Genomic DNA, 22,072 nt, shown 5'->3' on the forward strand with positions numbered 1-22,072 from the left:
ACTACGACGACATCGTCGCCCACTGCTGTGACGCTTGGAACAAGCTCGTCGATCAGCCCTGGAAAATCATCTCAATCGGAATGCGGGACTGGGCGCATGAGTTCTGATCAGCGCACGTTGGTATAAGTTCCGGGCTTGTGTTAAAAGCGAATTAGATAAGACCGGAGTGGGGCGTTCGCGATAGGGACAACCAGTCCAAGCACATTACGTGGTGAAGAACCCATCATTCGTACTGCTCTCGAGTTAAAGAAGCGAAGCTCTGAGGGTCCGCAATGGGTCGTGAGCGGCCGACAGAAATTTATCGGTTAATGTAGCACACGTTCACGACGTGCGCTCCGGCGGCGGCGCTCTTAACGATCTCCCGCGCGCCGCAGGTGCCAATGGGGCTGCTAAGACCGTTGGAGCCGGGGGGCACCGGGTTGGTGACATCGACGACCAACCTGCCGTCGACATACGATCTAAACGTCCCGTTTGTCGAAGTCAGCCTGGGCCTGCTGGAGCTCGGGACCACGCTCGAGCGCCCATGCGTAAAGCGCCTGGAACGGCTCCCGCAGGGAGTGGCCGAGCGGGGTGATCGTGTACTCGACGCCGATAGGCGTCGTCGGCAGGACCGTGCGCTTGACGAGGCCGTTCCGCTCCAGCCGCTTCAGTGCATCCGCCAGCGCCTTGTGGGTGATGCCTTCGAGACGTCGCATGATCTCGTTGAAGCGCGACGGTCGCGTGCACAGGACCGTAAGGATCAGCACCGACCACTTGTTGGCGATGTGCTCCAGGATCGGCCGCGTCGCGCGAGCGTCGATCAGAGCTTCGTCTGTCGCGCCGCGAGCGGGCGCACGGGGACGTCGTTGGGAGGGGCGCGTCTGCGTCGTGGATTCGGACAAGGTATACTCCGCGATATCTGCGCTAAAAATAGTGCGTAATTGACCGTAGATATAGGATCTATATCGTCGCGTCCATCAACATCGGATGGATGAGACATGACCAGACTCCAAGATAAGATAGTCCTCGTCATCGGCGGTTCGGGAGGTATCGGAGGCGCGATAGCCCATCGCTTCGCGGATGAGGGGGCGAAGGTCTATGCCACCAGCCGATCCGCCAAGACTGAACGAACCTCCACGTCGGTGGGGACAGGTTCGCTCCGCTCCCTGTCGGCCGACGCCTCCAAGCCAGCCGATCTCGACGCGGCGATCACCCGGGTCCACGGGGACGCCGGGCGCATCGACATCCTTGTGGTCAACGCGGGCCTTTCGGAGTTTGCGACCCTGGACGGCCTCACCAAGGAACACTTCGACCGCACCTTCGGACTCAACGTCCGCTCCCTCGTCTTCGCCGCGAAGGGCGCCGCAGGTCACATGAGCGATGGAGGTTCGATCGTTCTGGTGGGCTCCATCGCCGGAGACATCGGCACCAAGGGCTACGGGGCCTACGGAGCGACGAAGGCCGCGGTGCGCTCGTTCGCGCGGACCTGGGCCAACGAGCTCGCGCCGCGTGGCATCCGCGTCAACGTCGTCAGCCCCGGCCCGACCGATACGGCCATGTTCGCGTCCGCCTCCGACGAGATGCGGGCGACGCTGACGGGAATGATCCCGCTCGGGCGCATGGGACGTGCGGACGAGGTCGCCGCCGCCGCTCTCTTCCTCGCGAGCGACGAGGCGAGTTTCGTCACGGGAGCCGAGCTGCCCGTCGACGGCGGCATGGCACAGGTTTGAGGCTGATAACGATGTCCAGTTCCACGCTTGCTTCCCGTGTTCATTCACTTCTCCTTGCGGCGGGCCTTGCCGTAGGCATCGCTTCGGCAGGACCGCTCGCTGCCTCCGACGCTTGGGCCGGCGACGGCCTGAACGTCACGCTGCGTTCCGTGACCGAGCACGTGGTCCCCCTTGGCTTCGACGCCGACGCCAAGTTGCTCGTCCACACGATGCCGGACGTCCGGGGCGGGCAGACCCCGGCAACCACGCTCCTGTTCGTCCCAAAGGGCACGGCGCCGACCGGAGGTTGGCCGATCGTCGCGTGGGCGCACGGCACCTCTACGCCGGGACAAAAGACCTGTGCTCCCAGCCTCACGCCGGAACTCGACGGCGGCCTCACGCGCGACGGCTTTCCGAGCGACTACGTCTACCAGATCGGTGAACTCCTGAATGCGGGCTACGCCGTGGTCGCGCCGGACCTCGAGGGGCTGGGGGCGGAAGCCATCGGTCCCTATCCATACTTCGGGGCCTCCAGCGGGGCGCGGTCCTTGATCTCCGCCGTCAAAGCCGGAAGGCTTGCCGATCCGCACCTGTCCAACAGGTACGCCGCCATGGGGCACTCCGACGGAGGCCACCTAGCTCTCGGCGTCGAGGCGCACGCCGACGAAGCGTCGGAGCTCGAGCTCGTCGGAACGGTTGCTTCCGTGCCCTACACTTCCATCGCCGCAACCGCCGACCATTTCGGCGAAGCGGCACGGACGGCAACCGATGGGGCGACGGCTAGCCAGGCCCGGATGATGCGCGAGTTCCAAGGGGCGCTCATGGCGGTGGGCCTCACCGCCGAGAAGCCCGCTTTCGACCCGCGGGCGGTCATGGGCGAGGACTTGGCCCGGCTGCTGCCCGAGTTCCGCTCCCTCTGCTCGGTAAAAGCAATCGGTACCATCGACGCCGCGGTCAAGGCGAAGGGCGAGGCATTCAACGGCCTCAAGAAGGACTGGGCATCCAACTCGCACATGGAGGCCTTCCTCGCTGCCAACGACCCGGCGGCTTCGCCCGACTTCACGTTACGGCGGCCGACGCTCGTGGTGCAGGGGACGGCCGACGGCTTCGTTCTCGAACCGTTGACGACGGCATTTGTGGAACGGCTCCGCGGGAAGGGTGCCCCGGTCACCTACAAGACCTATCCCGGCGCCGACCACTTTTCGGTCATCCGCAGCGCCAATGCCGACGTCCTTGCCTTCTTGCGGGAACACTTCGCCCGTTGAGGGCGACCTGGGTCGCCGACGCCAAGCGTGGGCGGCTCCTTTTTATCGAAAGGGAACCACAGATGGCGACGGACATGGCGAACCGACGAGTCCTACTGGCTAAACGTCCGCATGGCGCTCCGCGACCGGACGACTTCACGGTCCTCGACCAAGAGCGGCCGTGGGCGGGGGAGGGCGAGGTGCTGCTCCGTAACCTGTTCCTGTCTCTCGACCCATACATGCGCGGCCGCATGGATGACGGCGACGGGTCCTACGCTGCACCCTACGCCCTCGGCGAGCCGCCGGGGGGCGGAACGGTGGCCGAGGTCATCTCCTCGGACATCGATGCCTTCCGTTCGGGCGACCTCGTCGTCGCGAACGGTGGTTGGCAGGAATACGCGGTCTCGAACGGGTCGGACCTCTACGCGCTGCCGCAGGACATGGCCCACCCCTCACTCGCTCTCGGCATCCTCGGCATGACGGGATTCGCCGCATGGTATGGGCTGACTGCCATAGGCGCACCAAAGTCCGGCGAGACGCTGGTTGTCGGGGCGGCCACGGGCGCGGTAGGCGCGGCCGTCGGCCAGATCGGGAAGATACTCGGCTGCCGCGTGGTCGGCATAGCCGGCGGGCAGCGCAAGTGCCGCCATGCGGTCGAGGTCCTTGGATTCGGAGCATGCCTCGACCATCGTGCCCCGCGCCTCTCCGAACGGCTGGCGGAAGCTGCTCCCTCAGGCGTCGACGTCTATTTCGAGAATGTCGGTGGAGCGGTTCGGGCCGCCGTATGGCCGCTGCTCAACGTCGGTGCGCGGGTGCCCGTCTGCGGACTCGTGTCTGGCTACAACGGCGATCTCGACGCCGACGGAAACTCGCACGACTTGATGATGTCCCTGATCGTCAAGCGCGTGCGGATGGAGGGATTTATGGTCGGCGACCACTATGGCACCGGGTTCGAGACCTTCAGCCAGCAGATGTCAGGCTGGGTGGGGGCGGGTAGGATCCACGCTGACGAGGACATCGTCGACGGCCTCGAGAATGCTCCCGAGGCATTCGGCGGGATGCTCGAGGGCCGTAACCTCGGAAAGACGCTGGTGCGCATCGGGAATCGGTGACGTAACGTCCGGTTCCAGGCACATCGTGAACTCGATGTCACGGCCACGTTGGGTCGAGACCCGAACTTCAGCTTCGCCATTCGTGGGTCCGCAGCAGACGGCCTGCCTCGGCCGCTACGGGGATAAGAAATTATTACTGATCCGGGTCGTTTCCGGTCGACCAACATCTGTTAATCGAACGCTTCCGCCGGGTCGGACTCAATCAGTCCGGCGAACGTCGCGGGGCCCAACCGGAAAGGCGTCAGAGCCGACCCGATCCGGTAGACGGACGGTTGAGCGCAGAGGCGGCGACGAGGCGTTCCGCTCAGACTTTGGACTGGAGGAGTTCGATCACGTTGCTCCAGGGGTCCACTAGGAAGGCGACCCGAACCTTCCAGTGATCGTTGTCGATGGGCTCCAGCGTGACCGTCACGCCGCGATCTCGCAGCGTCTCGACGGCCGCATCGACGTCGTCGACCCACAGGCCGAGATGATGCCAGCCGTGCGAGCCGAAGCTCGCGTAGAGGTCGTCACTCTTGGGGCCCCCATCTGCGCCCGGACCGGACACGAGTTCGATCCGGAAGGTCGGATCGCCGGCCAGCGCCATCTCGGTGAAATTCATGCCGTTGAGGTCGAACGCCCTCGTCTCGTGCATGTCCAGCTTCTCCCGGTACCACTTCACCGCGGCATCGCCCTCGGCGACGCGCAGTCCGACATGGGCTCCCCGGAGCGTTTTAAGGGCGTTGGTCATGGTCTTTCCTTCAAGGTGTCGCGCTCGAATGAGCGCGTGTTGGCAGGAGCTACCATCGGCTGCGTCCGGCTGGTCCGTTCAAGCGCTCCGTACGAGCATTCCTTCTGGATCATCCGGCGTACGATCCAGCCTCGCGAGTTCGGGTTGGTAGAGGGTGAGAACCATGGTTCCGCGCCCAGCTAGTTTGGCAACATACTGTCAAGATATATCGATTGTTGACATCGTGCTGTCAAGATGGAGGGTTTGCTCCAGCGTCCGCCGAACTGGAATTCACTGCCGATGTCGTCCGACCCGATAACCCAGCTCATCCTCGCGATCTTCCGCGCCAATAGTCGTCTGGTCTTAAGAGGGGACCAGTTGACGGCGCCGCTCGGGCTGACCAGTGCGCGCTGGCAGGTGTTGGGAAGCGTGTCGGAGGCGGGCTCGGCGCGGTCGGTCTCGGAACTGGCACGGGATCTCGGCGTGTCACGACAGGGCGTGCAGCGGATCGTCGGCGAGTTGGTGACGGAGGGAACCCTCGGCTATCGGCCCAACCCTCGCCACAAGCGTGCACGACTCGTCGTCTTCACTGCGGAAGGTCACCGTCTCTACGACCGAGCGATGGCGGTGCAAGCTCCTTGGGCGCGATCGCTGGCCGAAAACCTGACGCCCGAGCAGATCACATCCGTCACGATTGCCCTAGGCGTCCTGACAAGTCGCTTGGAGGAAGAGCTGGAGGCTACTAGGACAACGGCCGCCGAATGACGTCGTCTCAGGTCTGAAGTGATGTCCGCTTCCGACATTGGTCAGCGAACTGCTCAGCGTCGTACAAGGGTCGAAAGCCGTCCGGCCGAACTTGAACGTCTGCTCGCAATCATGCGGCAGAACGGAAACTTGAGGACGCACCATGGATCATCGGACGTTGATCTTTCTCATCTGCACCATGCTGGTGCTAGTCACGGTACTCATTGTAGCTGCCACGCGTTCCCGCACCTCGGTAAAGCAGGCACAGGCTTGCCTGGCCGCGGAGGTATCCTACCGGAGCTTGGCCGAAAGGGCTGTACAGGCAGAGGAGGAGGGCGCAGCGGCGATGGAGATGGTTCGCCGGGACGTCGCTGAACTAGTGGAACGGCTCCGTCAGATCGAAACGGTCCTCAAGGACGTGGAATGATGAACCTGGACTTGCTCCGTCAAAGCGGAGAGCATTTCCAGTTATGCGACCAGCCTCTCGAATTGAGCGGGCTGATGAAGTCCAGCGCTGAATGGCGCAGGACGGGTTTGTAGAAGTCGTCGAGATGGCGACCGATCGCGTCGGTCGCCTTGGCCCGGCTTCGAGCAGGTGCGAGGAACGGCACAGTTAGCTGCCGGTGCTCACTGCGGCCGCTTCAAGTTTGGGCGAACATATAATCGACGAAAGCCCACTCGTTCCTGATTTCTATATGAGGCGAACCCAGGATCTTCGCGATCCTTCGGCTGGCTGGTCTCATCGGTCTGGATGTCGGCACCCATTGCGACCGCAACCTTTATGCGCGCGTCCAGTAGGCCTCGCTGAATGCCTCGATTTCGATAGATCGGAAGCGTTCCGGTTATGCCGAGCCAAGCAGCATTGTCTCGGACGTACATGGTGCCGCCCCCGGCAGCCTCCCCGTCTACGGTCGCGAGAAAGCAATGCCAGGACGGTCGGTCGACCAGCGTGGCAAACCAGTCCGCGCACTCGGCAGGCAGGCCAAAGCCATTGGCCACCGTCCTACCGAATACGGCGGCCGATGCGCGATCCGCTCTAGTGACTTGCGCATCCACTCGAAGAGGAGTGGATGCGGCATCCGTCCTGACGAACTTGGCCCAACCTGTCCCCGTCGCGACCAGCGGCACGTCATTGGTATAGTCGCGGACGATCTCACTTCTCACGATGGGCGACACCTGCAACGCCCATGCAGTCGCATTCGCGTCCAGCCAAGCGACCGCAGCCTCCAAGTCTTCCCGCAATAGCTCGCGCTCGATGCCAACGGCCATCGCCCGATTGAGCTCTGTGATGGGAAGCGCACGACACCCTAGCAGGCCCATCCCCGCATATGCCACGCTCGCGAGACCGAGGCCGTCGCGCACGTGGTCAGGCGCCGCAGCGAAAAGATCCAACCAAGCGTCACGCTCAATCATCTCCACAACCCGATTGATGTCCTGCAAGCTGCTCATGCTGTCCGTTCCATAGATACTCTCGCTGCGCCTCAGGCGCACTATTCTTCTTCGGAAATTAATTCGGCATTTGGCAGCAAAATGACCGAGAGAAGCAAGACGGTGATGAGTTCGTAAGGCCGCCGATTCCTAAGCTCCGTCCTATGTCAAATGGAAAGGCCAAGCTCGTTCCCCTACGCGATGGAAAAAGGCTCCCGGCTCGTGCTCTGGATGTCTAACTTCCGGCGGATCCGGCAACAGACAGTTTAAGCCGCAGGCTGTTTGGCGGGCGGATCGTTCTGCGTGTGAACATTAGTCCACCTCGAGAACATCGCCGCTTGTCCGTAGCAATGTCCGTGGTCATCGACCAACTGCCAAATCACGCCGTCCTCCATTGAGAAGATTTCGCCGGATTTCTTAACTCGGCTTCCCTCGTAACCCACATAGGAGCCATTCCTGGAAACGGCGTCGAGTAGGTACCTGCGCTCCTCACGATTCTCGATCCTTGCAGATAGGCGAGATGGCAACGCGATGAATTCTTTCCACGAATACCCGAAGACCCGTTGAGCTGTCATATTGGCATAAACAAACTTGGGATCGCGCTCGGCGTCGTGTGCGACAACCGCGAAGGGCGCCGCTTGATACATCCAGTTCGGCCCTGAACCAAAATCGGCTAATGGATCACGTACAAAACGCGCATGGCTCGACACCAGCAGCTCATAAAAATCTGGATCCAACGCAAGCTGGTCGCTGTAAAGGTTAACCGTTCTCAAAAGTAGGGACTCCGATCGTATCGTCCTTGATGATCTGCATATTCAGTAACCTCTGACGCGCCATGCCAGAGACGCCATCTATAAGCCTAGCAAGGCAATAACCCTGTGGAGCAGATCAATATCGCAGCTTCTTTTCGTAAAAGACCGCGTTTGGCACCGGGTTCTTGTAATAAGGGGCGATTTCGGTAAATCCGCACTTCTTGTAGAGTGTTACCGCTCCGGTCATCGACGGCAATGTGTCGAGGAGTATCAGCTTATACGCGGACATCTGGGCCTTATCGATCACCCTTTGCACCAGGTCTGCGGCCAAGCCTAGGCCACGTGAACTTGGCCTGACGTAAAGGCGTTTCAATTCGCAAGCGCCATCAGATCCGAAACGGACGAAGCCGCAACAGCCGGCGGGTTCCGCGCCATCCATCGCAACAAACATAGCTCCTTCTGGAGGAGCGTACTTGATTCGGAGGTTGTCAATCTCCGCTTGATAATCTTGAAAATGGAGGTCGATACCCAACCAAGTCGTATATTCTTCTACCAATTGCCTTACATTCTCGAAGTGCTCAGGAGTGTGCGCAAATCTGATGTCTATATCCATGTCGATTTAGCTTTCTGTTCTCATGGTTTTTTCACTTATATTATAATCCTTGAGGTTAAAAGTAACCGCCGATCCGCCGGATTCCTCGCTCTGCCACTTTGTTACGTTCGTCCCGGCTGCTCGATTTCCCTGGAAATGGGATTGCTGCGCGCTGACAATCCGGTACGGCACATCGAAGCTTGGCGTAGTGTGCGAAGCCGATACCGTGACGGTGTCGTCAGAAGCATTCTCCGTCACTTGGTGGGAAATTGACGAATTCGACACAGTGCCGCTGACCCCGTTATCTTGTTGCGTTGGTAGACACGTCTCGGCTGCACGCGGTAACCAAACTGAAAGAGCGGCGCGACGGCACAAGCGGCTGGCGATGAACCCGTGGGCGAAAAGTGTCGAATTGCTCAACGGGTCTTTTTGCTGCGCAAGAAGACGGTCTTCCTGCGATCCGGTGGTCTGTTGTATCGGAATAACTCCGCCTGCCCAGAATGCGCAGGGAGGTTATAGGATGGATGCTTTAGCTGGTGTGCTTGGTATTGTTACGAAATGTTACGAAACATAAAGACCCCGCGTGGCCGCCTTCTCATCGATGGACGCCACGCCGGGTCGGGCAATGTCAGCATGATCATCGTCGTCGAGGGCAACAACGCGGCCGATCAAATGCTGTTGCCGACGTGATGGACGCAGACGCGCTGGGCCGAGCTCACCAGTTCGACGTGATTGTCCTCGAACTAGGCATTCTCCATTACCATCAGGATCTCGACCGCTTCTTTTCCATCACGCGGAAGCTCACAGCTCACAGCGGCCCGCTCGTTCGGAATGAGTTTCATCCGGGCCAAAGGAAGCTGTTCTGGCTTGAAGGCCCAAAGGACTACCTCAGCGCTGATTTGATGGAAGCTGACGTGCCCAACCACGACTCCACGGACCAATCTTTAGGGCGTTGCCGATATCGCTTCTGGACGATGGGCGAAATTGTGACGTCTGTTGTCAGGGCCGCGTTCGCCCTCCAAGCTGGACCAACATCAAGATTGGACCGACCCCACAATTCCTAGCTCTTTTACCCTGCTCGCTTCGGCATAGAACGGCAGCTATCAGGATTCGCGTTTGCGGGACCTAAACGACCTCAATGGGTCGAGAGCCGAACGGCAGGTTTCGCTTTACGGATGTTCGGAAGCTGCCGGTCTCCTTTCGGCCCCAATTGGCCTTTGCTGCTGTCTCCGATGCGCGGGCAAGACGTGTCCTGCCCGCGACGAGCATCAGCGGTCTGCGTTCCACGCTTCGACGAAGTCGTTATTGTAGGCGGCATCAAGATCCGGCAGCGGCTCCGCCAGATCGCCGGAGGCGAGAAGGCTTTCGTGCCAGGCCTTCCAGGCGGCCGGGTCGTTCTCACCGAACTGCTTTCCCTCCGGCGGGGTCTGGCGGGCGATGATCGCCTCGGTCAGGGCGCGCGCGAAATCCGGATCCTCGCCCTCCTGCGGATTGCCGGTCGCCGTGTGCTGCAGGACCGTGTCGATGTTCGCCGGGTCCATCGCGAAGGTCGAGCCGCGCGCCACGGCCCGCCCGAACCCCTCGATGACGTCCGGGTTCTCGGCGATGAACGGCGCGAGCGCCACGAAGCCGTTGCCGAAATAGGTGCGGAACTCGTCCGGCGTGATGTTGGTCGTCGGCAGACCGCGCTGGTTCAGGATGGCGCCGTCGCTGGTCGCCGCCGCATAGGCGTCGATGTCGCCGCGGGTAAACCCGGCCACGGCGAGGCCGCCATCGCCGACGACCAGGAACCCGTAGTCCTCGCCTTCCTCCATGCCCGCAGCTGTCATGATCGTCCGCGCAAAAGCCGTCTCGGCCCCGTCGGCAGTTCCGACGCCGATGACCTTGCCGCGCAGATCTTCGGGCGAGGCGACTCCCGAATCTGCCGGCACAAGCACGCCAAAGGCACTCTGCGGATTGAGGTTGTAGAAGAACTGCACGTCGAGCCCGTTGGCGCGGGCGTTGATGGTGGGCCCGGCGCCGGGCTGGCCGATCTCGGCCTGGTCCGCGGCGACGGCCTGCAACACGGCGGCCGAGCCGTTTACCGCCTGGATCGTGACGGCGAGGCCCTCATCGGCGAAATAGCCTTCGCCGATGGCGGCCCAGACCGGCGTGATGTTGATCGCCGACGGATTGGCGAGCACCACGGTGATGTCGCGCGGCGCGTCTGCGTCCTGGGCGGCAGCCGTGCCGGCGCCCACGAGCCCTGTCAGAGCCGCCACGGCGGTGAATGTCCATAGTGGTCGCATGTCGTATTCCTCCCGATTGTGTCCGTTGCTGTCGCCGTCCCTCCCGAGGACGGTTGGTCAGTCCGCGATAGTGGCTGGTGTGTCCGGCTCGTCCGGCATCGGCGCGGTGGTCTGTTCCTCCAGTCGCTGCAGCGTCAGCCGGTAGTGCGAGGTCAGGCGCTCCGTCGCCCTTGCGATGTCGCCGTCGATCGTCGCCTCCATGATGGCCCGGTGCTCCTCGCGCGAATCGCGGCGCGGATAGGTCCCTGACATCGAGGCGAAGCGGTAGCGTTCGGCATGGTCCATCATGTCGTGGCAGAATCCGGTGACCCAGGCCGAGCCGCTATTGCCGATCAACGCGTTGTGAAAGGCGCGATGGCGCTCTTCCCAGGCGGAATTGTCGCCACCTTCCTCGCCTGCGAGGCGCACCGGCTCGCGGTCCAGCCGGTAATGGGTGGTGATCAGCTCGTCTTCCCAGGCCTGCGTCCGGTTGAGGATCGATTGCTCGAGCGCCAGCGCCTCGATCCAGCAACGCGACCGCACCAGCTCGCGGAACGCCTTGAGGGTCAGCGGCGGAACGAAGAAACCGCGCTGGTCGCGCCGGTCCACCAAGCGCTCGGCCGACAGTCGGTTCAGGGCCTCCCGGACCGGGTTGATGCCGGCATCGTAGCGCTGCGCCACCTGGTCGATCTGCAGCTTCTGGCCGGGCTTCATCGTGCCGTTGAGGATGTCGCGCCGCAGCTTCTGGTAGACGAGCGTCGCCGATGTCGTCTTGTCGGACGGCTTCTGCAGCGGTGGCTCAGGTACCAGAAGGATCATGGCGCGTGCCTTTCCGTTGGCGTCCTTCAGAGGCCGGGACCGCCTGCAACCGAAGACTTATGCCAGAAGACGAAGCGCCGCTCGACCCACACGACCGTCCAGAAGAGGGCGAGGCCCATGATCGACAGGAAGACGATCAGCGAGAAGATCCTCGGCGTGTTGAGCTGCGACGCCGCGACGCGGATCAGTTCCCCGAAGCCCTTGCCGCCGCCGAGAAACTCGCCGGTGATGGCGCCCGCCATGACGCCGACCGAGGCGATCTTCAGCCCGGTGAATATCTGCGGCAGGCCTGTCGGCAGCTTCATGCGAAACAGCGTCTGCCAGCGGCTGGCGCCAAGCGTCTTGAACAGCATGCGCGCATTGTCGCTGGCCACATGCAACCCGGCGGCCGTGGCGACGACGATCGGGAAGGTAGCGATGAAGGCTGCCAAGGCGACCTTGGAGGAGATGCCGAAGCCGAGCCAGGCGACGAAGAGCGGCGCGAAGGCGACCTTCGGCATGGTGTCGATGGCGACGAGGTAGGGCAGCACCACCCGCTCACCGAAGCTGGTCTCGCCGACGAGGACGCCCAGCGAGAAGCCGATCGTCATGGCGATGAGGAAGCCGTAGATCACTTCCTTGAAGGTGATCCAGTAGGCGACCAGCATGTAGCCGCCGGAAAACAGGTTCTTGCCGACGAAGACGATGTCCTCGGCAACCTCGATCGGCGACGGCAGGATGATCGGCGACACCAGGCCGAACACGTGGACGAGCTGCCAGATGCCGATGAAGGCGGCGAACAGCAGCGCCATGGCGATCGGTCGCGGCACGCGGTCGATATAGGAGGCACGCTCGGACCAGACCGTATCGGGTTCCGCGGCTTCGACGGCGGAATATTCGCTCATTGGAAGGCTCCTTCGTCGAGAAGCGACCTGATGCGCCGGACATAGTCGGCGAGGCGCGGGTCGGTCAGCATGTCGAGGGTGCGCGGGCGCGGCAGGTCGATCTCGATGATCTCGACGAAGCGGCCGGGCCGCGGCGACATGACGTAGACGACGTCCGAGAGGATCACCGCCTCGGGGATCGAGTGGGTGACGAGGAAGGTGGTGGCGTTCTTCTCCAGGCAGATGCGCTGCAGCTCCATGTTCATGAAGTCGCGCGACAGCTCGTCGAGCGCGCTGAACGGCTCGTCGAGCAGCAGCATCGACGGGTCGGTCACCAGCATGCGGCAGATCGCGGCGCGCTGCGCCATGCCGCCGGAGAGCTTGTCTGGGTAGACATCCTCGAAGCCCGCCAGACCGACCAGCTCCAGCAAGGCGCGGGCGCTCGCATGGCTCGCTTTGGCGGCCGCCTGCCCATCGCGGATCTCGATCGGCAGGACGACGTTCTCGAGCGTGGTGCGCCAGGGAAACAGCGTCGCCTGCTGGAACATCATGCCGATGTCGCGGCGCGGCCCCATGACCGGCGTGCCGTTGAGCACGACGCGGCCGCTGGTGGGCGGCACGAGACCCGCCATGATCTTCAGGAGCGTGGACTTGCCGCAGCCCGAAGGGCCGATGATCGCCGAGAAGCTGCCGCGCCTCAGCGTCAGATCGACGGGGTCGAGCGCGTGGATCGCGCCTCGCCCGTAGGTCTTGGTGACGCGCGACAGCTCGTAGACGATGGGGCGGCCGGCGTCAGCGACCACGCGATCGATTTCGCCAGCCGCCGCGCTCATTCGGCGTTCCAGCCTTCGACGAACCGGTTCGTATAGGCAGCCTCGAGATCGGCCAGCGGGGCCTTCAGCGTGCCGGTCTCGACCTGCGCCTCGTGCCACAGCTGCCAATGCTCGGGCGGCTGGTAGCCGAAGCCCTCGCCGCGGAACTGTTCCTGCGGGTTGATGCGGGTCTGGGCGGCTTCCAGAAGGAGCGGGGCGAGCGTCTCGTCTTCGCCTTCCTGCGGGTTCGCCGCTGCAGCGTGGGCGAGCGTCTTCTCGTTGTTGGCGGAATCGAGGCCGAAGCGCGTCCCCTTCACCAGGGCGCGGCCGAAGCGCTCGATGACGTCCTCGTTCTCGTCGAGATAGGCCTGCGTGACGGCCCAGCCATTGCCGAAATAGCTGAGGAAACCGTCCGGCGTGATCTCGCGGAGCGGGATGCCGCGCGCTTCGATGATGGCCGCGTCGCTCGCCGCGGCAGCGTAGGCGGCGACCTCGTCGCCAAGGATCGCAGCGGCGGCCGTGCCACCATCGCCGATGGCCAGGAACTCGTAGCCGTCGTTTTCCATCAGGCCGGATTCGGCCATGATCGCCCGCGTGAAGCCGACTTCGGCGCCGTCAGCCGTCCCGACGCCGATGACCTCGCCCTTGAGGGCGGAGGGATCCTGCACTTCGGACTCCTCGGGCACCACGAGGCCGAAGATCGAGTTCGGGTACTGGTTGTAGATGAACACGATCTCCTCGCCGCGCTCGCGTGCCGAGAGCAACGGGCCGGGGCCAGGATTGCCGATCTGCGCTTGGCCCGAGGCCAGCGCCTGCAGCACGGAGGCCGAGCCGTTGACCGCCTCGACGGTGACCGTCAGGCCCTCTTCCTCGAAATAGCCCTCGCCGATCGCGTTGTGCAGCGGGAAATTGTTCAGGGCCGACGGATTGGGAACGACGATGGTGAGGGCGGTGGCCTCCTGCGCGAGCGCTGACGTGCTGGAAAGCGCGAGAGCGGCGAGGCCCGCCAGAATGCCGATACGGGTCGATGACGTGCGAGATTCCATGATGTTTCCTCCCTGGTGGCGCACCGTCGCTCTGATCCGGCGTGTGTGCGTAATCGAAAGATAACATCAGAAAAAACGTTTTCGGAAGGGAGAACCTGTATTGCACTTGCGAACAATGCTGAAAAAGCACGGTAATCCTGCGCTTGCGGATCCGAAGTAAATGATTTTTCGGTATCGAAAGCGCCGGCTTCGGTCGAATCAAGCTGTTTTATACTGCGACGCAAAACGTTTTTTTGTTGTTTCAGGGCTTTTTCGTGTGCTTCCTCTCGCCATCCAATGATGGGAGGAAGATCCATGAGTCAGTACGTCGTCGATGCCCCGGAAATCCCCGCAATCCCGGTACAGGGGTCGGACGCGAAGTTCCCCGTGCGACGGGTCTATTGCGTCGGCCGCAACTACGTTGCCCACGTCCGGGAAATGGGCGGCAACGAAGACCGCGATGCCCCGCTGTTCTTCCAGAAGCCGGCGGACTCCCTGGTGCTGGACGGGGGAACCATCCCCTATCCGACGATGACCAAGGACTTCCATTTCGAGGTCGAGCTGGTCCTCGCCATGAAGGGCGGCGGCCTGAACATTCCGCAGGAAAAGGCGCTCGACCAGATCTACGGCTATGCCGTCGGGATCGACATGACACGCCGCGACATCCAGGGCGGCGGGCGCCCGTGGGAGATCGCCAAGTCCTTCGATCATTCCTTTCCCTGCGGCGCGATCGCGCCGGTAGCGGCGGTCGGCGATATCCAGTCGGGCCGCATCCAGCTGAAGGTGAACGGCGAGACCCGCCAGGAGTCCGACGTCGAACTGCTGATCTGGAAGATCCCCGAAATCATCGCGAACCTGTCGACCTATTTCGAGCTGATGCCGGGCGACGTCATCATGACCGGAACCCCGCATGGTGTCGGCCCGGTCAAGCCCGGCGACCGGATTGAGGCGCGGGTGGACAAGCTTCCCGAACTTCACGTCACCGTCGGCGAGCCGCTCGCCTGAGCCACGCGGCCGCGGCGCGGAAACTCCTGCCAGCGCCGCGGCCGGCAAGCCGATGTCTCGGGAGGGGAGCGACAACGATGGGCTTTACGATTCATCCCCGCCGCGGCGGTATCGAAGCGGTGTGGATCGAGCGCTTCAAGGCGCTTCCCGTTTCGACCATCAGCGACTCCATGGAACGTCTCCACGGCGTCGGCATGCCGCTCCGTGCCATGCATGGCGGCGGCCGGATGGTAGGCACGGCCTTCACGGTGAAGACCCGGCCAGGCGACAACCTCATCGTCCACAAGGCGCTGGATCTCGCTGCGCCGGGCGACGTCGTCGTCGTCGATGCCGGCGGTGCGCTCGAGAACGCCATCATCGGCGAGCTCATGGCAGCCCATGCCGAGCAGCGAGGCCTGGCGGGCATTGTGATCTTCGGGGCGATCCGAGACGGTGCGGAACTGCGGCGTGGGGTCTTTCCCGTCTTCGCTGCGGGCGTCACCCATCGCGGACCTTACAAAGACGGCCCGGGCGCGATCAACGTGCCGATCGCGGTCGCGGACCTGCCGGTGGCGCCCGGTGATCTCGTCTGCGGCGACACGGATGGGCTGCTGGCGGTGTCTCCAGCCGAGATCGAGATGGTCCATGATAGGGCCGCGCAGAAATTCGCGGCTGAACAGCTGATGATGGCGGCGATCCGCACAGGGACGGACGACCGGTCTTGGATCGACCGGGCGCTTGATGCAGCCGGCTGCGACTACCGTGATTTCTGATGCGCGTCTGGCCGGCCGGTAACAGCTGATGCGATGGATCAATGCCCGGTTCCTGCGACATCCGACAGGTTAAGGAAACCGAGAATTGCGGACGGCACCGCCGCAACCGCGATTCGGCATGGAGCGTGGAGGATGGCCGCGCCAGAGCAACCGCGCTGCCGACGTCATGGCAGGTAGGGTTGAGGGCCGAACGGCGGCTTCCGCCGTCTAATGCGCATAAGCTGCCGGTCAGCTTTCGGCCCATATCGGAAATAGTTTCTGATTGCCGGCATGGGTCAGAGCCGCCGGTCCGCTTCTGAACGTCCGCTCACTTCGGTGCCAGCGACTGGACGGGCCAGGACACCCCGGTGCCCTCAGGTATGCAGGCGAAGCGCCGAGCCAGCGCTGTCGTCGACGACCTCATGTGAAATCCCGCCGCGTCACATCCACGGAGGGGACGTAAAGCTCCCGCAGTTTTGGTTTGCCGGCAGATGCTGAGCCACAAACTCCTGGTGTTCCAGCTAGCGCAGAGCCAGGCGTGGCTTCCGCTCGCTCCTCGTTGTCATTTGCGCGTTAGTAGTTAAATTGAGGACAAATGGCATCAAAGGTATGCGATGGTAAATCTGATTGAAGTCACCTCGGACATCGGCCACTTCGTTTCCGATCCGATCTCCCACGAGGAAGGCGCGGCTTCCTTCCGCGCGGCCGTCAACCTGTTCGGGCGGTGGGGGCTAACCGACGAGCAGGCGGCCACGCTTCTCGACATGAATGTCAGGACCTATCGTCGATGGAAGGCGCAGGGGCCAAACGCCATGGGCCGCGACACCCGGACCCGCCTCTCGATCCTTATGGGCATCCACAAGGCGCTGCGGGTCATCTTCGGGAAGTCGGAGCGGGTCTACCAGTGGATCGACGCCCCGAACGCCCGCTATGGCGGTAGGACGGCTCTCGACGTCATGCTGAACGGGGAGATGACGGATCTTGTTCGCGTGCGCCGCTATCTGGACGCCGAGCGAGGGGCGTGGTGACCGCTGCGGTCCCCATCGAGCGGGTGACCTGGAACCGGGCGTCCCGCATCATCCGCAGCGTTTTCCCGCCGATCGACCTGTTCGAGGACATCGCAGAGCCGGAAGATTGGCCAGCAATCCTCTCTGCCGAAATGAAGACCAACCCGCGGCTCATGGAGTCGGTCGGGGAGCTGGACCGCGTCGATCCCGCGCACCGTGTCGGCGGCTCGGGGTCGAACTACCTGATGGCCCCGTTCACGCACGTGTCGCCCGACAGGGCGAGCAGGTTCTCCGACGGGAGCTTCGGGGTCCTCTATGTCGGACGCACGTTCGATGTCGCCCTCTCGGAAACCATCCATCACCACGCCGCCTTTATGGCAGCCACGGACGAGCCCGAGAACTGGGACTGCCAGTTCCGGGAGATCGTCCTTGACGTTGACGCCGACCTGCATTGCCTCAACGAGGGCTCCCATTCCGAACTACTGCGGCCGGAAGGCTACACCCAGAGCCGGGCCTTCGCGGTAGCGCTGCGCTCGGCGCGCTCCAATGGCATCCGCTATCCGAGTGTCAGATGCTCCGGCGGAACCTGCGCTGCGCTGTTCCGTCCCGACCTCGCATCGAACGCCCAACAGGGCCGTCACTTGGACTATCACTGGAACGGGAGGGAGGTGGATCTCGTGCGGGATCATACGAAGGGAAAGGTGTTCCGCGTCGTCCGATAGTTGGCGCCGCGAGGAGCGGTTTCTGCACACGCCGGAGAGGCTGGTCGTGCCCTATCAAGTGTCCTTCGAGAGGTGGACCACGGCTAGGCTAGTAGTGCGTTGAGCGCCGCCGTCCATACTTCAAGTGAAGCACCAGTCTGCCGCCGCTCCCGCCAATCGGAAATTATTTCCGATATGGGTGGAAAGCCGCCATTTAGATGACCTCCGATCAACGGCGGCTATGCCCCCGTTGCCGTCGTACAGAATGCTGGGCATCGCCTCGAAACCAGACATTACTGGAAGGCTCAATGCCAAGTGTCCGAAGGCGCCCACGATCTCAGGTCGTCGCCTGAGACAGCCAGAAGCCCACCCTTCGCTCTCGGCCCTCCCGGTCATCGTGAGGGGCTAAACGCTGTGTGAACGGCGAGTTCAGCGACGGTTCCGGCGGCGGGGTTCAAGTTCGGGTCATTCCATCCCGAGCCGATGTGCTCTTGTCGGAGACGCCCATATGATCCGCTTGCCCCTTGCTTCCGCCCTCGTCGTCCTCGCTGGCCTGACGGCCGCGACCTCAGCGTCCGCCAACGACGTGCGCTTCGACCAGTACGGCTGGTCGAACTCCGCCGGCGGGTCCCAGCAGGGCTACCGCAACCGCATCCGAGTCCATCAGGACGGCCGGTACAACCGCTCGGTCGGCGAGCAGCGCGGTTCGCACAATCTGTCGGTCGTCGGACAGGAGGGGCGTAGTCATTACGGCGCGACCTACCAGAACGGCAGCCGCAACTCCGCCGGCATCGGCCAGTTCGGCGCCAACCACACGACGATCCTTTCTCAGGACGGCCACGGCAACATCGCGGCAGGTGTTCAGGTCGGACGCGGCTGCTCGGCCGACGTTGTGCAGGGCGGCAGCGGTAACGTCGCGGCCCTCGTCCAGGCCTGCGACTGATCGCGCGTCGAACGGCGCGACCCACCCGTTTTGCTCCCGTCCCATTGATGAGGCCCGCCATGCCGATGCTCCGTTCTCGCCACCGCCTCGCTGCGGCTCTGGTTCTCCTCGGCGCCACCGGCGCCGCCTTCGCCGGCCCGGCGGTCACGAAATCGAGTGAGGGGCCGGTCCGGTGCGAGCTCGACGTCTCGCGCCGGGGTGGATCGGTCGAGCTGACCGCGCTCGCCCATGCCGAGAAGGCGATGCGCGGTGAGTACGCGTTCCGCGTCTCCGGTCGGGGAACCGACATCCGGCAGGGCGGGCCTTTCGCCGTCGCTTCAGGCGGGACGGCACAACTCGGCACGGTCACGCTTGGCACTGGCGGCTCCGGCTACGACGCCGATCTGAGCCTCGTCGTCGATGGCAAGACAATATCCTGCTCCGACCGTGTCGGCGGCGGGATCTGACGAAGCGACAACCCCCTGCCTCGCCGGTCCGGTCCGGTCCGGCGGGGGACCTCCCTAAAGTCCACGCATATCCCGGAACAGACCGGGGAACGGAGACCTCCATGACCTTCATTTCCGCAAACGCCTTTGCGGCCGCACTTGCCATCACGATCGCCGCCCCGGCAATCTTCGCCACGCCCGCGGCTGCTAACGGCCAGGTGTCCTGGACCTTCGCCCCAACTGACCGGCAGACGACCGGGGCCGTCGAAGCGGGGCTACGGATCTATTCGCTTTACAACGGCCTCAAGGACGGCTCGATCCGGCAGAAGGGCCAAGGCAACAACGCCGGCCTCGCCCAGCGCGGACGGGGCAATGTCGGTCTCGTCCAGCAGCGCGGGAACGGCCATTCTGGCACGCTGGAGCAGAACGGCGACGGCAACGCCTACGGTCTCTTCCAATTCGGGCGCGGCGCCCGCGACGCCGTCGTCCAGTCCGGCAACGGCAACAGCGGCGCGACCTTCACCTACGGCTGGTGACCGGGACCGTCAGCTTTCAGGCTTGATGCGCCCAGAACTTGTCTGCCAGTTTCGGCTGTGGTTCGCGGGTTGCTTCCTCGGGGACCTTCGTGCGCCTGCCGGCTCCCGAACCCGTTTACGAGAACTGAACGGCGCAGCGAGGCGCGCCGAGCGCCCGCGGCGCGCGTCAGCGCCATCTTGGACGTGGTCCGCGCCGCGTCGAGCCACTGCGGATCGGCATAGACATGGCCGCGCGCCATCATCCTCACGACAGGCCGGTTGACGTTGAGGCGGTAGAGCAGCGATCCGAGGACGGGGGTGTCGCCGGCCCGCGCGATCTTGCCGAAGACCGGCAGCCGCTTGCATGCCATCGTTGGCAATGGTCCCCGCCAGGTCGGCGCGACGAGGCAGACCCGCCCGAGCGAGCCGGGCACGGCGGCCGCCTGCGCAAGGGCGTAGCCCGCACCATGTCCGGCCGCGACGGTCGCATAGGGGCGCGGCACGACCGTCTCGGACACGAACCTGATGAAGTCACGGTAGTGCTCCGGACGCCAGTCGGACCGTTCGCGCGGCCTGTCCCCGAAACCCGGCCAGTCGATTGCGACGGTGGCGAAACGTTCCGAGAGCCGCGCCTGCAAGCCATGCATCTCGGCGCGTGTGGAGATCGAGCTCATCGCGGGAAGGAGGAGAATGGAACGGCCCGATCCCCTTCGCTCCAGCCCGACGGTGACGGTGTCGCCTTTCCACCGCCAGACGATCTCGCCGCTTTCGCTCTCAGTCCTCACGTCGCTCATGGTAGGCCCTCCAAGGCCACCAACATTGCTCCGGACCGCCGGACATCGCCAGTCCCGCCAAGACGGGTGGTCGCAGCGTCACCGCTTGCCCGCTGCAAAGGCCGCGGCGAGGTCGGCGGGCGTCACCTCCGGAACGGTCTTGTGGATTTTGGCGATGCGCGGCGCGGTGCCGGCGACGAGGATGCCGATCACCGTCTCGATATCGGGGCAGCCGAGGTCGCGGCAGGTGAGTTCCGTGACGGAGACGGTGACGTCGTCGGAGAGATCGAGCAGCCGCCGCGTCTCGGCCTTGAGCGCGGCGACGGCCTCTGGGTAACCCGGCTTCTGCTTGCGGGCGAGCGGATTGACGAAGCCGCTCATTGGCCGATGCCCCGCAGATCCAAGAGACCGAGCCGGCCGCCCTCGGTTCCATAGCCGAAGAGATGGCCGCCGGCGTCGAAGCCCAGATCGCTCACCCGGTCCCCATCTGGCGCCCGGACCGGGATGACGGCGTCGTCGCCGCGGCGGGCGAAGACGACAGCGCCGTCGGCATAGCCGACAGCCACCGCGTCACTGACCGGGTGGCAGCTCACCGCCGTGACCAGCGCCTGCGCGAAGGCGATCGGTGTCGCCTGCTTGCCCATCGGCCCTTCCTTTCCCCCGAACGGCCAGAGCACGGCGCAGTCTGCACCGGAGGTGGCGAGCCAGGCGCCGCCCGGCGACCACGACAGTGATTTCGGCTTCGAGGGATAGCCGCTCATCCGCATGTCCGCCCCGTCGTCGATCCGCCAGCCATGGAGGACGTTCTCATTCATCGCCGAGACGACGTGGCGGCCATTGGGGCTGAAGCTCACGGCGACGTGCGAGCCCATCCACGCCATCAAGCGGTCGGCTGACGGCCTTGCCCGCAGGTCCGCGAGGGTGACGCCGCCGTAATGGGCGATGGCGAGGCTTCGCCCCCTCGGCGCGAAGGCAAGTCCCTGGACGGTCGAGACCATGTCGATCTCGCGCCGCGTGCCGTCGCTCCGGATCACGGTGACTGCCTTGCCGGCGGACCAGGCGATAGCGCCCCAGGGCGCGGCCGCGACCGCATCCACCCATTTGCCGCCGGTCTCGGCCACGGGATGGACGCCGGAGAGGCCGACCCGGCAGACAAGGCCGTCGTCGCCGCCGGTCAGAATCGTGCCGGCATCGGCGTGGGCCGCCACGGCGAGGATCGCCCCGGCATGCGCGACGATGCTGTCCGGCTCGGCAAGGCCCGGCTCCCAGAACCGGACAGTGCCGTCGCCGAGCGCCGCCGCCATCGCCCCGGAGACGAAGCGGACGGCCGTGACATGCGCACCGGTCGCCACTTCCTGCCCGATGTGGTGCGCCAGCGGGGCCGCGTCGGCCGGCGCCGGGCGCTCGGCCTGCATCAGGCGCGGCATGACTCGAAGCCCTGGAGAATTTTTCCGCCGCTGTGGGGCAGAAGAACGCCACCTGCACGAGCCTCAGGTGGCGAAGGTCGTTTTTCGCGGCATCCGGTGTCGCAAAGCGGACTGGATCAACTTTACCGGCCAACGCATATGCGCGGCATCAGAAACGCGCTCGATCTAAGGTGCACATCATGGTTCACAGCCCCTTCATGCAGGCCTTCGCCGTTTCCGGCATGCTGGCCGTCGCCCTGTTTGCGACCGTCGCGTTGCTGAAACTGGTCGGCTAATTTCCGCCTCCCAGCGTCGTGCTCAGGTCAGTTGGTCGGGACGCGACAGGACCGGCCGTCACCTGTGGTAAAGACAAGAAGCGCAGCGAGCTGGACACCCGCAAGAACCCTCCGCTTTCGGTGGTTTTTGCCGCGGGGATCATCCGGAGACGCGAGTCTGGCGCCGTCCTTGGAGCGATCCAAGGGTTCGCATGACGTTTCTGCCCGTTTCTGAG

At 63.9% G+C, this 22,072-nt stretch carries 25 protein-coding genes; 12 read left to right on the plus strand and 13 right to left on the minus strand.

Annotated elements, in window-relative coordinates:
* Nucleotides 1-458 precede the first annotated feature (458 nt).
* Nucleotides 459-803 carry a winged helix-turn-helix transcriptional regulator gene (locus tag GTW51_RS21530; RefSeq protein WP_203566241.1) on the minus strand — a complete coding sequence of 115 codons (345 nt, stop codon included), beginning with the start codon at nucleotides 801-803 and terminating at the stop codon, nucleotides 459-461.
* Nucleotides 804-977: 174 nt separating this feature from the next.
* Here GTW51_RS21530 and GTW51_RS21535 point away from each other — a divergent pair, with 174 nt between their 5' ends.
* The 3 genes from GTW51_RS21535 (at nucleotide 978) to GTW51_RS21545 (ending at nucleotide 4,044) form a co-directional block, all read left to right on the plus strand.
* The gene (locus tag GTW51_RS21535) at nucleotides 978-1,709 is read left to right on the plus strand and encodes an SDR family NAD(P)-dependent oxidoreductase (RefSeq protein ID WP_163046102.1); all 732 of its coding nucleotides are present in this window, start codon (nucleotides 978-980) and stop codon (nucleotides 1,707-1,709) included.
* A 149-nt stretch (nucleotides 1,710-1,858) separates the two neighbouring features.
* Nucleotides 1,859-2,953 (plus strand): alpha/beta fold hydrolase, encoded by a 1,095-nt coding sequence (locus GTW51_RS21540; RefSeq protein ID WP_163046103.1) that lies wholly within the window; start codon nucleotides 1,859-1,861, stop codon nucleotides 2,951-2,953.
* Between the two features lie 74 nt (nucleotides 2,954-3,027).
* Nucleotides 3,028-4,044, plus strand: coding sequence for an NADP-dependent oxidoreductase (locus GTW51_RS21545; RefSeq protein WP_246233335.1), 1,017 nt, complete (start codon nucleotides 3,028-3,030; stop codon nucleotides 4,042-4,044).
* A gap of 304 nt (nucleotides 4,045-4,348) precedes the next feature.
* Here the strand turns inward: GTW51_RS21545 and GTW51_RS21550 are convergent, their stop codons facing one another.
* The gene (locus tag GTW51_RS21550) at nucleotides 4,349-4,774 is read right to left on the minus strand and encodes a VOC family protein (RefSeq protein ID WP_163046105.1); all 426 of its coding nucleotides are present in this window, start codon (nucleotides 4,772-4,774) and stop codon (nucleotides 4,349-4,351) included.
* 243 nt (nucleotides 4,775-5,017) lie between these two features.
* Between GTW51_RS21550 and GTW51_RS21555 the strand changes: the two genes are divergently transcribed.
* Both GTW51_RS21555 and GTW51_RS21560 read left to right on the plus strand, forming a co-directional pair.
* Nucleotides 5,018-5,518, plus strand: a complete 501-nt coding sequence (locus GTW51_RS21555; RefSeq protein ID WP_203566239.1) for a MarR family winged helix-turn-helix transcriptional regulator — start codon at nucleotides 5,018-5,020, stop codon at nucleotides 5,516-5,518.
* A 157-nt stretch (nucleotides 5,519-5,675) separates the two neighbouring features.
* Nucleotides 5,676-5,924 (plus strand): hypothetical protein, encoded by a 249-nt coding sequence (locus GTW51_RS21560; protein WP_163046106.1) that lies wholly within the window; start codon nucleotides 5,676-5,678, stop codon nucleotides 5,922-5,924.
* A 200-nt stretch (nucleotides 5,925-6,124) separates the two neighbouring features.
* Here the strand turns inward: GTW51_RS21560 and GTW51_RS21565 are convergent, their stop codons facing one another.
* The 8 genes from GTW51_RS21565 to GTW51_RS21600 form a co-directional block, all read right to left on the minus strand.
* Nucleotides 6,125-6,946: a GNAT family N-acetyltransferase gene (locus tag GTW51_RS21565; RefSeq protein WP_163046107.1), complete on the minus strand. Its 822-nt coding sequence runs from the start codon at nucleotides 6,944-6,946 to the stop codon at nucleotides 6,125-6,127.
* 245 nt (nucleotides 6,947-7,191) lie between these two features.
* A complete protein-coding gene (locus GTW51_RS21570; RefSeq protein ID WP_163046108.1) occupies nucleotides 7,192-7,698 on the minus strand; it encodes an MEKHLA domain-containing protein in 507 nt (168 codons plus the stop codon).
* Nucleotides 7,699-7,813: 115 nt separating this feature from the next.
* Nucleotides 7,814-8,290: a GNAT family N-acetyltransferase gene (locus GTW51_RS21575; RefSeq protein ID WP_163046109.1), complete on the minus strand. Its 477-nt coding sequence runs from the start codon at nucleotides 8,288-8,290 to the stop codon at nucleotides 7,814-7,816.
* A gap of 1,247 nt (nucleotides 8,291-9,537) precedes the next feature.
* A complete protein-coding gene (locus GTW51_RS21580; protein WP_203566240.1) occupies nucleotides 9,538-10,530 on the minus strand; it encodes an ABC transporter substrate-binding protein in 993 nt (330 codons plus the stop codon).
* Between the two features lie 84 nt (nucleotides 10,531-10,614).
* Nucleotides 10,615-11,355, minus strand: a complete 741-nt coding sequence (locus tag GTW51_RS21585) for a GntR family transcriptional regulator (RefSeq protein ID WP_163046111.1) — start codon at nucleotides 11,353-11,355, stop codon at nucleotides 10,615-10,617.
* 26 nt (nucleotides 11,356-11,381) lie between these two features.
* Nucleotides 11,382-12,239: an ABC transporter permease gene (locus GTW51_RS21590; protein ID WP_163046112.1), complete on the minus strand. Its 858-nt coding sequence runs from the start codon at nucleotides 12,237-12,239 to the stop codon at nucleotides 11,382-11,384.
* Complete coding sequence (locus GTW51_RS21595; protein ID WP_163046113.1) at nucleotides 12,236-13,051, minus strand: ABC transporter ATP-binding protein; 816 nt, start codon at nucleotides 13,049-13,051, stop codon at nucleotides 12,236-12,238. Before GTW51_RS21595 ends, GTW51_RS21590 begins: the two co-directional genes overlap by 4 nt.
* Nucleotides 13,048-14,076, minus strand: coding sequence for an ABC transporter substrate-binding protein (locus tag GTW51_RS21600; protein WP_163046114.1), 1,029 nt, complete (start codon nucleotides 14,074-14,076; stop codon nucleotides 13,048-13,050). The genes GTW51_RS21595 and GTW51_RS21600 overlap by 4 nt, the downstream gene beginning before the upstream one ends.
* Before the next feature lie 294 nt (nucleotides 14,077-14,370).
* Here GTW51_RS21600 and GTW51_RS21605 point away from each other — a divergent pair, with 294 nt between their 5' ends.
* The 7 genes from GTW51_RS21605 (at nucleotide 14,371) to GTW51_RS21635 (ending at nucleotide 19,403) form a co-directional block, all read left to right on the plus strand.
* Complete coding sequence (locus GTW51_RS21605) at nucleotides 14,371-15,060, plus strand: fumarylacetoacetate hydrolase family protein (protein ID WP_163046115.1); 690 nt, start codon at nucleotides 14,371-14,373, stop codon at nucleotides 15,058-15,060.
* Nucleotides 15,061-15,137: 77 nt separating this feature from the next.
* Entirely contained in the window at nucleotides 15,138-15,812 is a 675-nt protein-coding gene (locus tag GTW51_RS21610; RefSeq protein WP_163046116.1) for an RraA family protein, read from the plus strand.
* 593 nt (nucleotides 15,813-16,405) lie between these two features.
* Complete coding sequence (locus GTW51_RS21615) at nucleotides 16,406-16,819, plus strand: MbcA/ParS/Xre antitoxin family protein (protein WP_163046117.1); 414 nt, start codon at nucleotides 16,406-16,408, stop codon at nucleotides 16,817-16,819.
* Entirely contained in the window at nucleotides 16,816-17,520 is a 705-nt protein-coding gene (locus GTW51_RS21620) for an RES domain-containing protein (protein ID WP_163046118.1), read from the plus strand. Before GTW51_RS21615 ends, GTW51_RS21620 begins: the two co-directional genes overlap by 4 nt.
* A gap of 487 nt (nucleotides 17,521-18,007) precedes the next feature.
* Entirely contained in the window at nucleotides 18,008-18,442 is a 435-nt protein-coding gene (locus GTW51_RS21625) for a curlin (protein WP_163046119.1), read from the plus strand.
* A gap of 59 nt (nucleotides 18,443-18,501) precedes the next feature.
* Nucleotides 18,502-18,888, plus strand: coding sequence for a curli-like amyloid fiber formation chaperone CsgH (csgH, locus tag GTW51_RS21630; protein ID WP_163046120.1), 387 nt, complete (start codon nucleotides 18,502-18,504; stop codon nucleotides 18,886-18,888).
* A gap of 101 nt (nucleotides 18,889-18,989) precedes the next feature.
* Nucleotides 18,990-19,403: a curlin gene (locus GTW51_RS21635; RefSeq protein ID WP_163046121.1), complete on the plus strand. Its 414-nt coding sequence runs from the start codon at nucleotides 18,990-18,992 to the stop codon at nucleotides 19,401-19,403.
* Here GTW51_RS21635 and GTW51_RS21640 read toward each other — a convergent pair.
* From GTW51_RS21640 to GTW51_RS21650, 3 genes are all read right to left on the minus strand, one after another.
* On the minus strand, nucleotides 19,391-20,176 hold the full coding sequence (locus GTW51_RS21640) for an alpha/beta fold hydrolase (RefSeq protein WP_163046122.1): 786 nt from the start codon (nucleotides 20,174-20,176) through the stop codon (nucleotides 19,391-19,393). The two genes, GTW51_RS21635 and GTW51_RS21640, sit on opposite strands and share 13 nt — an antisense overlap.
* Nucleotides 20,177-20,254: 78 nt before the next feature.
* Nucleotides 20,255-20,536 (minus strand): nitrate reductase, encoded by a 282-nt coding sequence (locus GTW51_RS21645; protein ID WP_163046123.1) that lies wholly within the window; start codon nucleotides 20,534-20,536, stop codon nucleotides 20,255-20,257.
* Nucleotides 20,533-21,582 (minus strand): WD40 repeat domain-containing protein, encoded by a 1,050-nt coding sequence (locus GTW51_RS21650; RefSeq protein ID WP_163046124.1) that lies wholly within the window; start codon nucleotides 21,580-21,582, stop codon nucleotides 20,533-20,535. Before GTW51_RS21650 ends, GTW51_RS21645 begins: the two co-directional genes overlap by 4 nt.
* Nucleotides 21,583-22,072: the final 490 nt, after the last annotated feature.

Origin of the sequence: Aurantimonas aggregata, assembly GCF_010500835.1 — a bacterium.
GTDB classification, from domain to species: domain Bacteria; phylum Pseudomonadota; class Alphaproteobacteria; order Rhizobiales; family Rhizobiaceae; genus Aurantimonas; species Aurantimonas aggregata.